Origin of the sequence: Kordia zhangzhouensis (assembly GCF_001005305.1) — a bacterium.
GTDB lineage: Bacteria > Bacteroidota > Bacteroidia > Flavobacteriales > Flavobacteriaceae > Kordia > Kordia zhangzhouensis.
The window spans coordinates 21,615-38,483 of the sequence record NZ_LBMH01000017.1 but is presented as its reverse complement, the minus strand read 5'-3'; the positions used below and the strand labels follow the sequence as shown (position 1 = coordinate 38,483).

17 protein-coding genes are annotated in these 16,869 nt (G+C 31.5%); 1 reads left to right on the top strand and 16 read right to left on the bottom strand.

The features are described 5' to 3' along the window. Window positions 1-146 precede the first annotated feature (146 nt). The 10 genes from AA088_RS16780 to AA088_RS16735 all read right to left on the bottom strand — a co-directional run bounded on the left by AA088_RS16780 (window position 147) and on the right by AA088_RS16735 (window position 11,104). The gene (locus AA088_RS16780; RefSeq protein WP_046746199.1) at window positions 147-566 is read right to left on the bottom strand and encodes a thiol-disulfide oxidoreductase DCC family protein; all 420 of its coding nucleotides are present in this window, start codon (window positions 564-566) and stop codon (window positions 147-149) included. Window positions 567-706: 140 nt separating this feature from the next. Continuing rightward, window positions 707-1,120, bottom strand: a complete 414-nt coding sequence (locus tag AA088_RS16775; RefSeq protein WP_174442410.1) for a GNAT family N-acetyltransferase — start codon at window positions 1,118-1,120, stop codon at window positions 707-709. After that, window positions 1,117-1,617 (bottom strand): GNAT family N-acetyltransferase, encoded by a 501-nt coding sequence (locus AA088_RS16770; protein ID WP_046746198.1) that lies wholly within the window; start codon window positions 1,615-1,617, stop codon window positions 1,117-1,119. Before AA088_RS16770 ends, AA088_RS16775 begins: the two co-directional genes overlap by 4 nt. Window positions 1,618-1,826: 209 nt before the next feature. Then, the gene (locus AA088_RS16765) at window positions 1,827-3,344 is read right to left on the bottom strand and encodes a DUF4041 domain-containing protein (protein ID WP_046746197.1); all 1,518 of its coding nucleotides are present in this window, start codon (window positions 3,342-3,344) and stop codon (window positions 1,827-1,829) included. Between the two features lie 142 nt (window positions 3,345-3,486). Continuing rightward, the gene (locus AA088_RS16760) at window positions 3,487-4,386 is read right to left on the bottom strand and encodes a radical SAM protein (protein WP_046746196.1); all 900 of its coding nucleotides are present in this window, start codon (window positions 4,384-4,386) and stop codon (window positions 3,487-3,489) included. Further along, entirely contained in the window at window positions 4,376-5,497 is a 1,122-nt protein-coding gene (locus AA088_RS16755) for a hypothetical protein (protein ID WP_046746195.1), read from the bottom strand. Before AA088_RS16755 ends, AA088_RS16760 begins: the two co-directional genes overlap by 11 nt. Next, on the bottom strand, window positions 5,484-6,245 hold the full coding sequence (locus tag AA088_RS16750) for a hypothetical protein (RefSeq protein ID WP_046746194.1): 762 nt from the start codon (window positions 6,243-6,245) through the stop codon (window positions 5,484-5,486). The genes AA088_RS16755 and AA088_RS16750 overlap by 14 nt, the downstream gene beginning before the upstream one ends. Window positions 6,246-6,812: 567 nt before the next feature. Then, entirely contained in the window at window positions 6,813-8,984 is a 2,172-nt protein-coding gene (locus AA088_RS16745) for an endonuclease MutS2 (protein ID WP_046746193.1), read from the bottom strand. Window positions 8,985-9,189: 205 nt separating this feature from the next. After that, the gene (locus tag AA088_RS16740; protein WP_046746192.1) at window positions 9,190-10,350 is read right to left on the bottom strand and encodes an alpha/beta hydrolase-fold protein; all 1,161 of its coding nucleotides are present in this window, start codon (window positions 10,348-10,350) and stop codon (window positions 9,190-9,192) included. Window positions 10,351-10,402: 52 nt separating this feature from the next. Next, a complete protein-coding gene (locus tag AA088_RS16735; protein ID WP_157547319.1) occupies window positions 10,403-11,104 on the bottom strand; it encodes a hypothetical protein in 702 nt (233 codons plus the stop codon). Window positions 11,105-11,357: 253 nt separating this feature from the next. Between AA088_RS16735 and AA088_RS16730 the strand changes: the two genes are divergently transcribed. After that, entirely contained in the window at window positions 11,358-12,023 is a 666-nt protein-coding gene (locus AA088_RS16730; protein ID WP_046746216.1) for a uracil-DNA glycosylase, read from the top strand. 79 nt (window positions 12,024-12,102) lie between these two features. On the opposite strand, the gene AA088_RS18495 is transcribed toward AA088_RS16730, so the two are convergent. The 6 genes from AA088_RS18495 to AA088_RS16705 form a co-directional block, all read right to left on the bottom strand. After that, a complete protein-coding gene (locus tag AA088_RS18495; RefSeq protein ID WP_157547317.1) occupies window positions 12,103-12,267 on the bottom strand; it encodes a hypothetical protein in 165 nt (54 codons plus the stop codon). Window positions 12,268-12,607: 340 nt separating this feature from the next. After that, a complete protein-coding gene (locus tag AA088_RS16725; RefSeq protein WP_046746190.1) occupies window positions 12,608-13,462 on the bottom strand; it encodes a substrate-binding domain-containing protein in 855 nt (284 codons plus the stop codon). Window positions 13,463-13,472: 10 nt separating this feature from the next. Continuing rightward, window positions 13,473-14,342, bottom strand: coding sequence for a nucleoside phosphorylase (locus tag AA088_RS16720; protein WP_046746189.1), 870 nt, complete (start codon window positions 14,340-14,342; stop codon window positions 13,473-13,475). Then, window positions 14,335-15,264, bottom strand: a complete 930-nt coding sequence (locus AA088_RS16715; protein ID WP_046746188.1) for a hypothetical protein — start codon at window positions 15,262-15,264, stop codon at window positions 14,335-14,337. Before AA088_RS16715 ends, AA088_RS16720 begins: the two co-directional genes overlap by 8 nt. Beyond that, window positions 15,265-15,615: a translation initiation factor gene (locus tag AA088_RS16710; RefSeq protein WP_046746187.1), complete on the bottom strand. Its 351-nt coding sequence runs from the start codon at window positions 15,613-15,615 to the stop codon at window positions 15,265-15,267. It abuts the gene before it with no gap. Window positions 15,616-15,773: 158 nt separating this feature from the next. Next, complete coding sequence (locus AA088_RS16705; protein ID WP_046746186.1) at window positions 15,774-16,724, bottom strand: isopenicillin N synthase family dioxygenase; 951 nt, start codon at window positions 16,722-16,724, stop codon at window positions 15,774-15,776. Window positions 16,725-16,869 lie beyond the last annotated feature (145 nt).

Genomic DNA, 16,869 nt, shown 5'->3' with positions numbered 1-16,869 from the left:
TTTTATAAAGAAGCTACCTAAAAGTATGCCAAGCAAGAAAATTGCCGTTTAAGTGAAGTGAATAATCGACAATTTTACTTTTATACTTATATAGGACAACATTTTGAGCACTATGTATTGCTAAAAGAGTTGTGATAAAATGTAGATTAGTCTAGAAACTTTGCGCGTTCTTCAGGAGTTGGCATGCGACAGGTTTCTTTTTTGCCAAAAAGTTTATAGCGATATTTTCCAACTAAATCATATCCTGCATCACGGATGAATTTTGGTAAAAATAAAAAGCCTTTCACAAGTTTCCATGCACCTCCAAATTCGCTCATAATATGTAATGCCGCCGTAGATTTTTTATAATAGGCTATACCAGGTTCGTACAAAATTACCGAATCCATTGTAGATGTATCTAATTGTAGATGTTTACGAATTGCAATACCAATATCTGATTGTAAAGACGCAAAAACAAATACATTTTTTTTGTCGCGTTTAATGATTTGATCAATAAAATTGTTACAGAGATTGCATACGCCATCAAATAGCACAATTTTTTTATCTTTTGGTAAGGATTCTATCATATTGCGATTGTTGATGATTCACACAAAGATACGATAATGAAATGATAAATATGTACGTGGTATTTTAGCTTATAACCAATTTCTATAAAGTGAGAGTTTCTAACTATTTCGGAGTTGTTTTCTTGTTAAATTATGAACTCTCATTTTAAATCTTCTATGTCATCTAAAACATAGCATTGTTGCCATTGTGTCATTCCAATTTTTGGGTAATAATTCACAGCTTTAGGTGCAGCAAGCAGAATCAATTTGGCTTGGGGAGAAGCCAATTTTGTTTGACGAATGAGCTCTTTACCAATTCCTTTTTTTTGATACTTTTCATCGATAGCTAAATCGGATAAATAAGTGCAATAGTTGAAATCTGTCAAAGAACGCGCAATTCCTATTAGTTTTCCATTTTCTCTTGCGGTTACGATCAAATTTCCGTGTTCAATCATTTTTGATAAAGTATTATGATTATCAATAGGTCTTCTTTCTCCTAATGTTGAACGTATCAACACGCTTTTAAATTCGTCTACTGATATTTTGTCTTCTATTTGGTATTTAATTTGTATCATGTATTTAGTTCTAAAAGGTATATCCAATATTTTTTGTCATATCGACGAAGTTCTCTAACTACTTTGAAACCAAAGTTTTCATAAATATGTCTAGCGGCATTCATAAACTCGGATGTATGTAATGCAATAAAATCTTCGTTCGTTTCTTTTGCATAGTTGATGCACATTTGCGTCAATTTCTTTGCAATTCCTTTGCCGCCAAAACTTGGGTTTACGCCAACCATTCTAATATAACTCCATGTATCTTCAAACATTTCGGTAGGATATCCATTTGAAACTAAAAATGCCATTCCAATAATTTCAGCATTGTATTCACATACGAAACAGGTTGAAGTGCTCAATAAATATGTAAATGTTTCGGGATTTGAAATAAAAGAATTGTACTTGTCCCAATTCTCCGATGTCATGGCTTGTTGATGCTGACTGTATGAAAGAATACCTAATGCTTGTAGTTTTTCTTTATCTGCTATTGTTCCTTTTCTAAATATAAAATTCATGTCTATTTATCTTCCACTTGAATGGGCAAAGTTTTTTTATAAAAATGATTTCAATAAATTTTTGCGAACGTGTTTGTGTATGATGTCGTTGAGCGTTATAGAACGAATTTAGTAAATACAAGCCACGTTAAATAGAAAATCTTCGAGAATTTTTGCAAATAGGCGAGAACTAGTAATGGATTATAGTCATTCTTGTGGCAAGTACTTTTTCAAAGCAAAGTATCAGGATATTTTTCAATTACGTTTTCAATTTGTTCTTGTTTAGCTTGCTCTAATTGTTTTATTATTGATTTTGTTTTTCTGTATTCTTGTGCTTCTGGAACTTTAATAAATTCCACTTCTTTGTCATATTTTTCTTGGATGACTTGTTCTATTTCGTCAAGTGTAACTCTAAAATATTCTTTTCGATAGTTTACTTTATTTATTCTTCTGTCGTCAAACTCTTTTTGTAATAAATTCTCTAATTCAGGTGCATTTTCAGTGAAGATAAGAGCGTGTAAGTCGAATCTAAAAGGAACGGAAGCATCTCCTAATTCCCTAACCCTATCCATTGGTTCAAGTCTTCTTGTCATACCTATTTTATATATATTCTCGCCAAATGAACCAATATTTGAAATAATGTAAACGTGTCCCGATTTTGTTTCTTGCGCTCTTGAAATTGCTCTTTCTTTAGCTTCGTGTGCTTCTTGAAGGTTTTTTTGAAGTTCGGCTATTTGTGTATTTAATTTTTCAAGTTCTTCTCCACTTACTAATCCAAGTTCTTTTTGAGCTTTTTCAAGTGCTTTTTGGAATCTCTTTTCTTCTAATTCCGCTTCTTTTTTTGCTTTTTCAAATTCTCTTTGTGCTCTTTCTTCTTCTCTTTGTTCCTCTCTTATGGCTCTCTGTTCTTCTTTTTCTTGTTGTTTTTTATGTTCGAGCTCATAAGCTAGATGAAGTTCGTCCAATTTTAATTTTAAGTAGTCATCTGTAATATGAACATCATTTGATTTGCCAAGTTTGTTAATTGCGTTAAAAGCTTTTGTTGTACGTTCTTCAAAACGTTTGACATTATTCCATTTTACTTTGGAAATTAGAGTGTCACATTCTCCGTTAAATGCTCTTAACGTCAGGTTTATATAACGTCTTGTCATTATTTCTCCTTGCTTTCTACTATTTTCAACGTGCCAATTAGTGTTACAAACACAAGCATTTCCGCTTTTTATTAATTCTTTTTGTTTGGTTTGAATATTAGTAAGTTCTTCCTTGTATTTTTCTGAAGTTTCATAGTCAAAAATTGGCTCATAAATACCAATTTCAACAAATTCAAGGTCGTTTCTGTAAAGTTTTATATCCTTTTCTAACTCTTTGAAAATGGATTTAGCTTCAGTATATCTGTCATTAAGATTTGAAGCTTTATTTTGGATTTCATTCAATTCTTTTTCCTTAATTTCTTTCGAGACTTTAAGTTTATCGAGTTCTGAATTTAATATTTGTAAATCGTTTATGCTTTCATTGAAGGATTTAGCAGTTTTTTGTAATTCAGCCAATTCAGAATTTTTGTTTTCAATTTCTTTTTCTATTGATGTAATTCCATTATATCTATTTAAGTCGGAATGAAGTTTATCCGATTCTTTCGATTTTTGCTCTAATGCCGATTTGAACTTTTTCTTAGTTTTGAGGTAATTCAAAATCGTTACAATTAACGCAATTACCAAAACTATTGATGTTATTATTAACCCTAATTCCATTTAGTCGGTTTGGTTTTTCAGTATTTGTTACTAACGGTCTCGTATAAGAATAATAGCAGATTTTGCATCACTAATTTTTCGGTAAATACAGACCTTTTTATATTTGATTACTTTCGTTTTAGCGATTCAACCGCTATTATTTTTATGCATTGTTACCTTTAGTTATTTTTTTCAATGCTATTGGGCAAGTATTAAGATTAGTTTTACAAGGGAATTGACTTATTTTTAAATTATTCTCATATTGTTTTATTGTGAGTTTTCCTAAATCAAATCCATTGTCAATTTCTGTTTTGTTTTCTGATTTGCCAACTGTTGTACAACAATTATAAATACTTAAATCTCCCAAAATTACGGATAAGAATCCTCTAGTTTTTAAAAGGCAATTACTTTGATTAAAATCAGTAATCCTTAATTCGGTTGAAGATTTAAAATTTGAATTTACAAACCTTTTAATTAGTTCAGAATTTTGTTTATTATTATTTGGATAAATTATTTTCAAACTATCAATTTCTTTTTTTTCAAAAAACTTAATTAAGTTTGGTAATTCTTTATGATTTTCTTCAAGATATAGAGTAGTTGTAGCTATTTCAACTTTTTTTTCCCTTAAAGATTTTATTGTACTGAAAAACTTTTTTAAGTCAATATCATTTTTAAATATTTCAAAATATCTTTTTAAAGAATGAAAACTAACGGTAACTTTAGCTGGTAGATATTCTTCAAAATCCGTTAAATAATTATGAATATTTTGACCATTGGTCATAAGAGTGTAATTGAGCTGATTTTTTTTTAAAATTTTAATTATCTCCAAGAAGTTAGAAAAAATTAATGGCTCTCCTCCAGTAATTCTAATAGTTTCAAAACCTATTTCTTTCGCTTGAGTTATTAAAACTTCAAAATTGCTTAATAATTTTCTTGATAGTTTCGCAGATTTACCATTTAATGGTTCAACATAACAAAATTCACAACCTGAATTGCATAAGTTTGGTAAAAAAACAAACAAATGCTTATTGAAATATTTACTAACAATATCTTTAACAGCCATACTTTGCTCGCAATTGTAAAATCAATGTAAAAAGGACTTTTTCATTATCAGTAAATTTATCTTTTAATTCATTGTAGACAGAACCAAAGACTTTGTTACTTGCATTTAACGAATTAATTTTGTCTATTGATTCTTGTAGGATTGTATTTTTTGAAAGTTCTACTTCATAATTGTCTTGCAGAATTGTAGAAACAATTTCAAGTAATATTGAAACTTGCTCCTTACTATGTTTGGTGATTTTATCAAGAATTACTTCTTTTTCATCAAATAAACCTAGAGCGTCTCTAGTAAAAACAGCAACAGGTTTGAAGTTTTTCCCTAAAATAGATTTACCAATGAGCAGAGTTAATTCATTAATTTTATCATCTTCTGCTGTTCTGTTATAGATTCCCCATTTATCATATTCAACTTCCCAAAAAATAAAACCTATGTTCATTTTTTCTTTTTCCGATTGTTCAATATAATTTAAGATGTATTCTCTTACTTCCCAAGCTTTGAAAATGTGTGTTATTAGTGTCATTACACTTTTTTCTTTAGGATGGAATTTATTAAAATCTTGAATTCCTTTTATATTTTGCTTAGAAACATCATAAACTTCACTGTAAAAATCAAATTTACCTAAATAATTTAATGTGTCAATAAAACTTTCTTCGATGAGTTCAGATGATGTTAATTCGGATTTTCTAAAAGGGTCTATTATTTCAAAATTATTGTTTTCGTGACAAAAGACAGAAGCAATATTATTTTTGAAATTTTTCAAATCTTGTTCAGTTTGACTAGTGGCTGACTTATCGATAGTTGGGAAAATGGCTATTTTTTTAATAGAGCCATTTTTTTGCATCTTTTTGAGTAATTCTAAATAGAGAATATCAATAATTGGCAAGTTAGGTCTTAACCCAAATTGATATGCAATTAAATCAATTGAATTATAACCGCTTGGTGTATGGAAAAAACTTTTTACTTCTTTATTTTTTGTGAAGCCATTTTTTAATCTATAAACCCAAAAGTGGAATTTCTTTTTCAGATTTTCTAAATCCTTACCAAAAAAGATACTTACGATGAGTCCAAGTATGAAAACGGATAAAGGGTAAATAAAGTTAAGCCAATTCATATATTGTTGCTTTAATGTTGTTGATAGTTGCTCTTACATTTGGAAATTTTTCTTTTAATGTGTAATTATAGTAATTTGATTTATTAATCATTTCGTGTTCGAAATAATCAAAATATTTAACTAAAAAAAACTTATAATTATTGATATCTAATTTATTTATTTTAGAATAAAGAGTATTATTAACTATACTTTTGACAATTTCTGTCTGACTAATATTTGAGTCTGTTATTGAATTGTAGAGTTCTATATTTCGCCTAATTCTGTATTTAAGCTTTTTCAATACTTTTTGCTCCGTTTCAGGATTGTTAGATATTGTAATTATAGACCACCAATATTGTATTAGTATCGAATTTATTAATTGATTGAACAGAATTTCATTTGTTAAATCACTAAATTTTATACTAAATACTTTATTTATGTTTTTTATGGGTTCATGAGAAATCTTATACTCTAAATAGCGAAAATAATCTTGAAAATATAAATTTTCAAAAGATGCTAAATCAAATACTTTTACAGAAATTTTTGATTTGAATATGTTATTAAGCTTGGTGTTTAATTCGTTTGAAATTTTTGTTAGAATGCATATTTCAAATTTGTAATTTGTAATCAATATATAATCAAAATCACTATTTTCGTTAAAATAATCACTTGCTCTACTACCAATTAAAAATAAGTCGTACTCTTTCTTAAAGAAGCTCGAAATTACACTTTCTATTTTTTGATTTATATTTTGAGTACAAAGGTTCATTATAATTAAAGATAACGTATGTATAACAGGAACTCTATATATACTAACTTCTTGTTATTTTGTATAAATGTAAAATAAATACCACATACACGCAATGAGGTTTTCCGTAAACTTCTAAAAAAATACTTTCAAAATATATAGTTATCGTAAAGAGGTGCCACAAAAATAGCTCAATGTGGTTATATACGAATTAGTTGACGTTTTTTAAAAATTCGAATGGGTTGGGGAAGTACTTCGTTGCGGTCTAAAATAGGTTCTATTCGGTTATACAACCTAATAAATTGGGTTAGGGAAGTGGTTCGAAGCGGTTCCGAACCGAATATAATAGGTTGTATACCCCAAAAAAGGGGTTCAAAACCGAATACAAGGGGTTCTTTGAGGGGGTACTACCCATTGCAGAACCGATTATAGATGGTTAATAACCGACTGTAATGAGTGTATTGAGGGGTACATATGAGTTTAGAACCGAATAAAATGGTTTTTTCCTAACATGATACACCTATTTCGGGTTTGATTATTATGATTATTTTTTGATATCAACAGATTGATACATATAACGATAGCTATTTATTTTGCTGCTTGTACCAATTCCAATTGATCTACGGAAATCGTAGTTGTAAATAATCCGTAGTTTACCACGGCTTTTCCCTTTTCCAAACTATCTATAGTGCCTATCGCTTTACCATCGGGCATACGAACGCGATCGCCAACTTTTAAGATTGGCTTTGGTTTTTCGGCTTCTTTCTTTTCCGCTTTTTTCTTAGCCACTTTCTTTTCTTCTCGAATAATCGCTACTTTTTGAATAACTTCTTTTTTGGCGGCTTGTTGTTTTTCTTTTTCCGCTTTCTTTTCTTTGGCTGTTTGCTTTTTGCGTTTTGAATTTTCTGTTTCAACAATGCGCAAAAACTCGGAAATTAGTGGGCGTTTCTTTTTGTTTTCAAAATACCGCTCTGAAATATCATTAATTTTGTTTCCAAGTTGAATCATGCGTTTGTCGTGGTCGTACAACTGCTGGTAACTTTCCAGTTTAGATTTCATCTTGGAATTTAATTTGTCCAATCGTTCATTTTCTTCGCGAGCCTTGAGCTCTTCTTCTTTTAGTTGTTGCGAAGTTTTTTCCATCACACTGCGTTCTTTTTGTAGCTTGGCAATGGTGGCATCAAATCGAACTTTTCCGCGTTCAATCTTCTTTTTTGCTTTATTGATTAAGCTATATGGAATTCCATTTTTTTGAGCAACTTCAAAGGTAAAGGAACTTCCTGCTTGTCCCAATGCAAGTTTGTATACTGGCTGTAATGTTTTACTATCAAACATCATATTGGCATTGGTAGCATGCGGTAATTCATTTGCCAATACTTTTAGGTTGGAATAGTGTGTTGTAATAATACCAAAGGCTTCTCGTTCGTAAAATACTTCTAAGAAAGTTTCTGCCAATGCACCACCTAATTCAGGATCACTTCCTGTACCAAATTCATCAATCAAGAATAATGTTTTGTCATTACACTTTTTTAAGAAATAGTTCATCTGTTTTAAGCGGTAACTATAAGTACTTAAATGATTTTCGATGGATTGCCCATCTCCGATATCTGTTAAAATTCGTTCAAATAAGCACATTTTACTGCGTTCATGCACAGGAACCAACATACCACTTTGCAACATGAGTTGTAATAATCCTATCGTTTTGAGAGTAATACTTTTTCCTCCTGCATTTGGTCCAGAAATCACGATAATTCGATTGTCTTGAGTGAGTTCAATGGTTTGCGGATACGTTTGTTCGTGACGTTCTTTGTTGGTCAAATAGAGTAGTGGGTGATACGCATCTTTTAAAAACAGCACACGTTTTTCAGTAATTTCGGGAAGAATAGCATTCATCGACGCTGCATATTTGGCTTTGGCATGACTTACATCCAAATCGCTCAAAAAGTCTTGATAGTCTTCCAAAAGCGGAGCAAATGGACGAGTAAAATTGGTAAGCTCTTTTAAAATACGAGTAATTTCTTCTCTTTCTTCATATTCCAAGTTGGATAACTCACGAGAGTAGTGCAGTGTTGTTTCAGGTTCAATGTATACAATACTTCCTGTTTTAGAACTGCCCATGATAGCCCCTTTTACTTTGCGGCGGTGCATGGCTTTTACGGCTAAAACGCGACGATTGTCAACAACTGTTTCTCTGATTTCATCCAGATATTCGGCTTGACTGTATCTGCTTAGAGCAGCAGAAAAACTTTGATTGATTTTTCCTCGAATACTTAGAATACTTCGACGAATACGTGCCAACTCGGGAGAAGCTGCATCTTTAACTTCTCCAAAACGATTGATTACATTATCAATCTCGGTAATAAGTACTTTTGTAAACTCAATTTGTGCAGCTCTAGAAGCCAAGGTAGGATAGTACTCTTGGAATTTTTTTAGAAACTTAAGCAAGAGATTAACCGTATTTGAGATTGCAGCAATTTTGCGAAACCCTTCAATTTCCAAGAAACTGTTTTCTATTGCCAGTAGTTTAATTTCCAATGATATTCCTTCAAATCCATGATTGGGAATTACGTTTTCATTTTCAAAAGAGGCTACATATTCATTGACATATGACAAGTGAGTCAACAGTATTTCTTTGTCAGAAAAAGGAGTTGTACTCTTTGTTTTTTGCTTGCCAAAAGCCGTTATAGCATGCTCTGAAACTTGTTGTAAAACCGTTTCAAACTCTAAGTCATCTAATGTTTTGGAATGTATTTTAATCATTGTAAATAGGGGCTAAACTGAATTTGCAATACCTGCCGTATTTTTTAGCCGATGGCAAAGGTACTTATTTCTGTATTGATTTAGAAATAGCCATACATATTATGAACAAGTGTTTCTCTTTGTTTTGAAGGAAAGGACGCAAAAGTTGCAGGCAAAGAGATATGCTAATCGTATTGATGTTAAAATTGATTAAGATTGGCTACAATTACTGGTCAAAAAAGTTTTGTATTTCAAATTCAAAGAGTGATTGTTCTTCAGGTTTAATTGTAATGTTTCCATAAGTTCCATTAACTTCTGCCTCAGATTTCCAATTTCCTTTGGTAAACTTGAATTGAGCTGGACTTTTAAGTGTCAGACTTAATTCCCTTTCATAATCAGAAACTTTTTCCATTTTTACTTTCTGCGGATTCCAATTTCCTAAACTTTCTTGATTTCCAACAATGTAAATTGTATCGTCTTTATGTAGTGTTTTTACTTTAATGGTTACATGATATTCTTTATCACTTACGTATTTGTTTTGTGTATCAAAAATTGTTTTAAAATAATAATCCAGTGCTTTGTATAAACTTACAGGAAATGTATTCCAGTGATTGTTTTCAGGAAATTCGTTGAGTTGAATTTTGAGAAGGTCATTTTTTAAGGGTTCTTTATAAAAAGAATAGGTTTTCTCTCTAGCAGATTTCCATTCTTTCCAATAATTGACTCCTTCATTGGCATTACTAATATAGAGATATGTTAACCGATCTACTTTTGAATAATCAAAGTGTATAAGCTTGTTGGCAAGTTGTTGTTGTTCGTATGCCAAATTTGGAGAAATAGCAATATAATTTTGAAACAAATGAGAGTCTTTTGTAAAGGAGTCCAATATAAAGGAAGCACTTAAAGAGTGTCCAATTGCTATACTATTAGGAAGCGTCCTGTAATGTGAATTTATATAAGGAATCACTTCTGTTTTGACATACGTATAAAAATTTTCTGCGTTTCCAGCATATTTTCCGTACCTCGCAATTGATTCTTTACTAGTTAATGTTGGCAATAAATCATTGTTTCTTGCATAATCGAGTTTTTCATTATAAGGAGACGTTATTCCAACAACTATATATGATTTTGTATTATTGGTTATAAACGAAATAATGGAACTTGTGTAGTCAAAAAACTCTCGACTATGGCTATCAAATACATAAATAACATTAAAATATTCATTCTTTCTCCAATCATAATCTATGGGTGTATATACTAAGATTTCTCTTTCTTGAGCTAATACTTTTGATGAAATTTTAACATTCTCAACTCGTGCAATATGTTGTCCATATGTCAATACAGACCAGAAAAAGAGGAAAGATATGAATGCAATGTTTTTTATCATATTGAAGGCGATAATTGATCTTATATTGTTTAAATATAAGATTATATTGATATTATTTGAGTAAATTCTTTTTGTTTCCAAGACTATCTACATATTGTATTACTGGAGTACCATTGGCATCCACGTATATCGATAGTTTTAATCGATTATTTTTGTCTAAGAGAAATAGTCCAGTATCCATACTTTCCAATCTGCCAAGAAACAAACGTTTTGGAGCTAAATTTTCTGGATTACTCCAAAATTTGTCAAAGGCAGCTTCTCTTTCTTCAGCGTTTTCTATTTTATTAATTGCATTATATTCTTTAATAATTTCTATATATGGTTTTTCTGATCGTTCACTAATTTCTAAACCATATTTTCGATACCATTGGCCATTTTCTTCATATTCATCCTTTCGAAGAACCATAATTTGATCGTTTTTGTTTTGATCAAAGGTTAACATTTGATAGGTGCTTTCGTTTTCTTTATCAAAGACCAATCCGCCAACTTCATCTCCTTCACTATTAAAAAAGAGGAGACCTGGTGTGTTGCGTTCTGTTTTTTCAGGGTTTATTACTTTCCCGTTCGTAGTAGCTAATGCTTGCTGCTTTGGGTTACTTAAAACAATAAACTTATTGCCATCTTCTCCTACAATATCAATACGCTCGGCAGTTAGTTTTTCAAAATGTGTGTGTTCCTTTTTGTACATATCTGACAAAAGATACAGGATAATACCAATCAATAATAGTAGATTAATCAAAGAGAGTTTTTTCATTTTCAAGTACTTTTAATTGTAGTAATGATTCTTTTTTAGTTGAATTGTTACAGTATTTGTTTTTTTTGGTGATTTTTTTTTATAGATGAAGTGTTTTGATTCGTTTTTAAATTCCTCCATTTTTATACATAAAGATAGTATCTTTGAGCAAGGGCAAGATTATTGAATGTTAAGTTTGTAAGAACTTTTAATGAATTCATTATGCTTGTTTGAAAGAGAAAATCCTTTATATATGCTAAGAATAGTTATTGGAATGAACGTAAAGATTGAAGAAAGCTGGAAATATCATTTACAAGATGAATTTGAAAAACCTTATTTTAAAGAGTTAACGTCTTTTGTTAAGTCTGAATATACGCAACACACATGTTTTCCGAAAGGGAAAGATATTTTTGCCGCGTTTGATCATTGTCCATTTCATCGCTTAAAAGTAGTCATTATTGGGCAAGATCCGTATCATGGAATAGGACAGGCGAATGGATTGTGTTTTTCCGTGAATGATGGCGTGCAACATCCGCCTTCATTGGTTAATATTTTTAAGGAAATTCATCGAGATATAGGCGTATTACCTCCAGAAAGTGGCAATTTAGAACGTTGGGCAAAGCAAGGTGTTTTATTACTGAATGCTACATTAACCGTTCGAGCCCATCAAGCAGGAAGTCACCAAGGAAAAGGTTGGGAAACTTTCACAGATGAAGTAATCCGAGTGATTTCTGAAAAAAAAGAGAATATAGTTTTTTTACTTTGGGGAGGATTTGCTAAGAAAAAAGGAGCGAAGGTACATAAAAGCAAACATTGCGTATTGACTTCTGGGCATCCTTCTCCCTTAAGCGCAAATAGAGGATATTGGTTTGATAATAAGCATTTTAGTCGATGTAATGATTATTTAGTTAGCAAGCGAATAGAAGCAATTAGATGGTAATAGGTAGCAAAAGAACGCAATAAAAAAAGGGTTGCAACATGAAGTTACAACCCTTTATATATAATTGGATAGTTTTTTCTTAGTATACTTCTACACATGAAGCTTCTTCAGCGTTTGCTGTCATAATGTAGTTTTCTTTAGCGTCATCTGCATCTGCAAAGTTAACTCCTTTTCCCATACAATTAGATCCACAAGATGCTAATAGTAAACCTGCTGCTGCGATAAGTAAAATTGATTTTTTCATGATAGTTTTGTTGTAATGTTAATAATCTGATAAATAATTGGTTTAAGCGTGAAAGTAATATTTTGCCCTTTTTACTTTCTGATACAAATGTACCATCACGACCATTAACCGACACATTTTCTCGTTTACCTGTTTAAATTTTCGTTAAATTACATAAAATCGTGTTTTATCGTCGATTCACAGGGTGATTTATACCGTTCGTCGACATAAAACCCTGTTTTAAAAAGGGGAAAAATCCCTTATACAAACAAGTGTTTTTACGGGTGTGCATGGCAATAAGCAGTAGTGTATAGTAAAAAAAAACGTAAAAAAAAGCGAACTCTTATGTTCGCTTTTTGTGTTATAAAACTTTGTGAGTAAGGTCTTTATAATCCCATTTTTCGGGTATAATATCTAAGTCGAGTAGCTTGTTTTGTACTTTGGTAATGGTTTCCTCATCAATAAGTTCTTGACTCCATTCGGTGAGTGACAACCATTTTTGAACATCGATTAACTGTTGATCGTAACGGGAAGCTATTTCTTTATCGATATCTGGAATTTCTTTGAATTGTACAGTCATTTCATTGATAATTTCTAATATCGTTTTAACGGTTTCTTCATCATTTTCTAACAATTCATTGCGCACAGCTATTACAAAACATGGCCATGGGGTAGGACAATCACCAACACGACGAAAAATTCCTTGATCTACCAATGGTTTTGTGGTAAAATGCTCCCACATAAAATAATCTCCTTTGCCTTTATTGAGTCCGTTAATAGCTCCTTCAAGATTGTTGATTACTTCAAATTCTAAATTTTCAGTGTTCCATTGGTTATTTTCAGCATTGATATACGCCATCAGATGAGAACCTGAACCATATCGGCTAATAGCAGCTTTGGTACCTTGTAAATCGTCTATAGTATTGTATTTTGAATCAACAGCGACGTGGATTCCCCAAATTAAAGGCGATTGCACATACGTTTGTACAATTTTAGAAGGGTTTCCATCTATTATATCTTTAATGATTCCTTCAGTAAGAATTACGGCAATGTCAATTTTTTCACTTCGGAGTGCTTTACACATAGCGCCTGTTCCTCCTGGATAGTCTTTCCAACGCAAACTGATACCTTTTTGTTCGTATGCTCGTTCTTTGAGTGTTAAGTACCATGCAAGGTTAAAGTGTTCAGGAACACCACCAATTTTTATCTTTTTCATTCGGGATGTATTATGCAATTTTTTCTAATGTATACTGTATCAACTGATCTACTGTTTGTTTTGGTTGTTGACTAAACTCGCCAAGAGGTCTGTTGGCTATAATGGCATTCATTGAAATAGCGCGATGTCCTAATAAGTTAGACAATCCATATATACCAGCCGTTTCCATTTCAAGATTGGTTATTCTTTTTCCTTGATAGTCAAAATTAGCCAGTTTATCATTTAAAAGAGGATCTTGGACTTGTAGACGCACTTTACGGCTTTGTGGGCCGTAAAACCCAACATTGGTAGCTGTAAAACCAGTAACTGTTTTTTCGGAACGTATTTTTTCAATTAGTTGAGAACTTCCTTGAACCACATATGGATCAGATTTTTTAGAAGACCAATTGGTTTGCTGTTTGAACGTTTCAGAAATATCAGTAAGCAATACATGTTCACTATCATAAAAATGAAGTAAGCTGTCAAAACCAATTGCATATTCACTAATCAAAAAACTATCAAGAGGAATGTCTTTTTGTATAGAGCCAGAAGTACCAATACGAATAATGTCTAATTGGGTAAGAGTGTCTTTTACTTCACGAGATTTAAAATCAACATTAACCAAAGCGTCAAGTTCATTAAAAACAATATCAATATTATCAGTTCCTATTCCTGTAGAAAGTACAGAAATACGCTTCCCATTTAGAGTTCCTGTATGTGTTACAAATTCTCGTTTTGCTTTTTTATACTCAATTGTATCAAAATAGTTGCTGACAGCGCTTACTCTATCAGGATCTCCTACGGTAATAACTGTTTGAGCTATATCTTCTGGACGTAAGTTTAAATGATAAATACTTCCATCAGGATTTATAATTAGTTCAGATTCTGCTATTCTACTCATGTTTTGTAATTATTTGTGGTACTGAATGATAACAATAGTCGTATTTTTTACAATTTCCATAAAAGGTGTTATCTGCCAGTAAGTCATAAAAGTTTTTTAATTGGTCCTTAGCCAATAGTCCGTTTCTGTTTAAAACGATAATTCCATTTTTTGTTTCAAAAAAGGGTGCTAATCTATGAATTATATTTTGTATTTGTAAATCTCCAAAGCCATAAAACCCTTGATATTGCAGGACATACCCAATTAATTGTCGTTCACTTTTAATTTCATTACTGTCAATAATTTTTAAAATGTGAGTTTCTAATACATTAAGTCCACTATTTACATTGGGAAATCGTTTTAAATGCGCATTGAGACAGTTGCTCATATATGAAAAAGAAGATGGAATTGTAATGTATTCTTTAAAAGAGGAATGATTATCAGAACAATACAATTTCCAGAGAGTATCTGCTAGTGCGATATCTTCTTGGGTGAGTACGATTTTTTCTTTGTAATGTTGACGAAGTTGCTCGTTAGATAATTCACCCAATCCTTTAAGTTGCGTATCATTTTCAACCCAACCGCTACACACCAAATAGATTTTTCCTGGTATTTTTAAACTTTTTAAATAACTTAATGCTGCAATCATGTTAATGTGGCAGAATAGGTCATACTCAAACCATAACATAATTGAACTATACTTTGCAAAATTGGTAGTAAGCAAAGGAATTAAAAACGACTCGTCATACGTGATTTCTGTATCAATATAGGGCTTTAAATACGCAATGCGAACTTCTTTAAACGCGTCAGAACGCAAATCGTACACTGTTTTGCCTTCACATAACATTTCTCGCCAAACTAATTGATCATCAGTGATTCCAATGTCTTTAAGTCTAGGTGTTAAACTATCTCCATTTACTATATGTAGGGTTTGATGAAGCATTTATCCACCAACACGTTTTACTTGATATCCTTCTTTTTGCAGAATTTGTATAATTTTATCTCTGTAATTCCCTTGAATGATGATTTCATTGTCTTTAACACTTCCGCCAACACCACATTTTACTTTAAGTAGTTTTGCCAACGCTTTCAAATCGTCTTCATTTCCTACAAATCCTTTTACAACGGTAACTATTTTTCCGCCTCGACCTTTATTGCTAAAATGAGCTTCTAATTGTTGTTCATTAGGAGCGAGAGTTTCTTCAACAGTTTCAGTATGCAGTTCAAAATCATCATTGGTAGAAAACACAAATCCTCCAAGATCTTCCAGACTGTTGAGCTTTTTCTTTGCCATACGACACGTATCTTTTTGTATGATTATTTTTTTCGGACTTTAAAGATACTTAATTTCATGAAGAGTAGCGCAGCAGGAAGTATTGTTTCTATAAAAAAATAACACTGAACGTTTTTACATTCAGTGTTATCTATAAATAAGATAATAATTTGTAAAGATTATTTTTTAATCAAGCCTAATTCAATTAAACGTTGATTTAAAAACTCTCCAGCAGTAATATCTTCATATTTTTTTGGATTTTCACCGTCTATACAATTCTCCAAACAATCTAATGGCATTTCACTTATAGGATGCATAAAGAAAGGAATAGAGTAGCGTGAAGTTCCCCAAAGTTCTCTTGGAGGGTTTACAACTCTATGAATTGTAGATTTTAGCTTATTATTACTATGACGAGATAGCATATCGCCTACATTAATTACTAATTCATCTGGTTCTGCAATAGCATCCAACCATTCTCCGTCATGACGTTGCACTTGCAATCCTTTTCCATGCGCTCCCATTAGCAACGTAATTAAGTTGATGTCGCCATGTGCTGCCGCACGAACAGCATCTTTTGGTTCACTTGTAATTGGTGGATAGTGGATAGGACGTAAAATGCTATTTCCGTTCTTAATATAGTTGTCAAAATAAAATTCGTCTAACCCTAAGTGTAAAGCCAACGCTCTTAAAACATATACGCCTGTTTTTTCAAGCATTTTATAGGTTTCTTTCCCTACGTTATTAAATTCTGGTAATTCTTCTACTTCTACATTTGCAGGATATTCAGCTTTTAGTTTATCATCTCCTTCTACATATTGTCCAAAATGCCAAAACTCTTTAAGGTCTCCAACTTTACGACCTTTAGCACTTTCTTTTCCGAAAGAAACATAACCACGTTGTCCACCAATTCCCTCTATTTCATACTTGCTTTTGGTTTCCAAAGGAAGACTAAAGAATTTTTTGATTTCTTCATAAAGTTTGTCAACTAGTTCATTGCTTAAAAAGTGTCCTTTTAAAGCGACAAAGCCAATATCTTCGTAGGCTTTTCCAATTTCATCAATAAATTTTTGCTTTCTCTTTGGATCATCAGATAAGAAATCGGCAAGATTTACGCTAGGTATATTTTTCATGTAATTCAAGTTTAATTTTTAGAAAAACGCATGATTTTGATTAAAGTACAAAATAGCGCTTTATAAAATCAATTGTTAATAACTTTATAAGCCTTAAAGGCTTATTTTTACAAATGTAGCTAAAAATATACGGTTGAAAAAAGAG

Excerpts from the sequence above, each read along its gene's own strand:
- AA088_RS16725 (WP_046746190.1), bottom strand. The coding sequence starts at position 13,462 with ATGAAAAAGATAAAAATTGGTGGTGTTCCTGAACACTTTAACCTTGCA.
- AA088_RS16710 (WP_046746187.1), bottom strand. The coding sequence starts at position 15,615 with ATGGCAAAGAAAAAGCTCAACAGTCTGGAAGATCTTGGAGGATTTGTG.
- AA088_RS16745 (WP_046746193.1), bottom strand. The coding sequence starts at position 8,984 with ATGATTAAAATACATTCCAAAACATTAGATGACTTAGAGTTTGAAACG.
- AA088_RS16715 (WP_046746188.1), bottom strand. The coding sequence starts at position 15,264 with ATGCTTCATCAAACCCTACATATAGTAAATGGAGATAGTTTAACACCT.
- AA088_RS16760 (WP_046746196.1), bottom strand. The coding sequence starts at position 4,386 with ATGGCTGTTAAAGATATTGTTAGTAAATATTTCAATAAGCATTTGTTT.
- AA088_RS18495 (WP_157547317.1), bottom strand. The coding sequence starts at position 12,267 with ATGAAAAAATCAATTTTACTTATCGCAGCAGCAGGTTTACTATTAGCA.
- AA088_RS16720 (WP_046746189.1), bottom strand. The coding sequence starts at position 14,342 with ATGAGTAGAATAGCAGAATCTGAACTAATTATAAATCCTGATGGAAGT.
- AA088_RS16740 (WP_046746192.1), bottom strand. The coding sequence starts at position 10,350 with ATGATAAAAAACATTGCATTCATATCTTTCCTCTTTTTCTGGTCTGTA.
- AA088_RS16765 (WP_046746197.1), bottom strand. The coding sequence starts at position 3,344 with ATGGAATTAGGGTTAATAATAACATCAATAGTTTTGGTAATTGCGTTA.
- AA088_RS16730 (WP_046746216.1), top strand. The coding sequence starts at position 11,358 with ATGAACGTAAAGATTGAAGAAAGCTGGAAATATCATTTACAAGATGAA.
- AA088_RS16770 (WP_046746198.1), bottom strand. The coding sequence starts at position 1,617 with ATGAATTTTATATTTAGAAAAGGAACAATAGCAGATAAAGAAAAACTA.
- AA088_RS16705 (WP_046746186.1), bottom strand. The coding sequence starts at position 16,724 with ATGAAAAATATACCTAGCGTAAATCTTGCCGATTTCTTATCTGATGAT.
- AA088_RS16775 (WP_174442410.1), bottom strand. The coding sequence starts at position 1,120 with ATGATACAAATTAAATACCAAATAGAAGACAAAATATCAGTAGACGAA.
- AA088_RS16735 (WP_157547319.1), bottom strand. The coding sequence starts at position 11,104 with ATGAAAAAACTCTCTTTGATTAATCTACTATTATTGATTGGTATTATC.
- AA088_RS16755 (WP_046746195.1), bottom strand. The coding sequence starts at position 5,497 with ATGAATTGGCTTAACTTTATTTACCCTTTATCCGTTTTCATACTTGGA.
- AA088_RS16750 (WP_046746194.1), bottom strand. The coding sequence starts at position 6,245 with ATGAACCTTTGTACTCAAAATATAAATCAAAAAATAGAAAGTGTAATT.
- AA088_RS16780 (WP_046746199.1), bottom strand. The coding sequence starts at position 566 with ATGATAGAATCCTTACCAAAAGATAAAAAAATTGTGCTATTTGATGGC.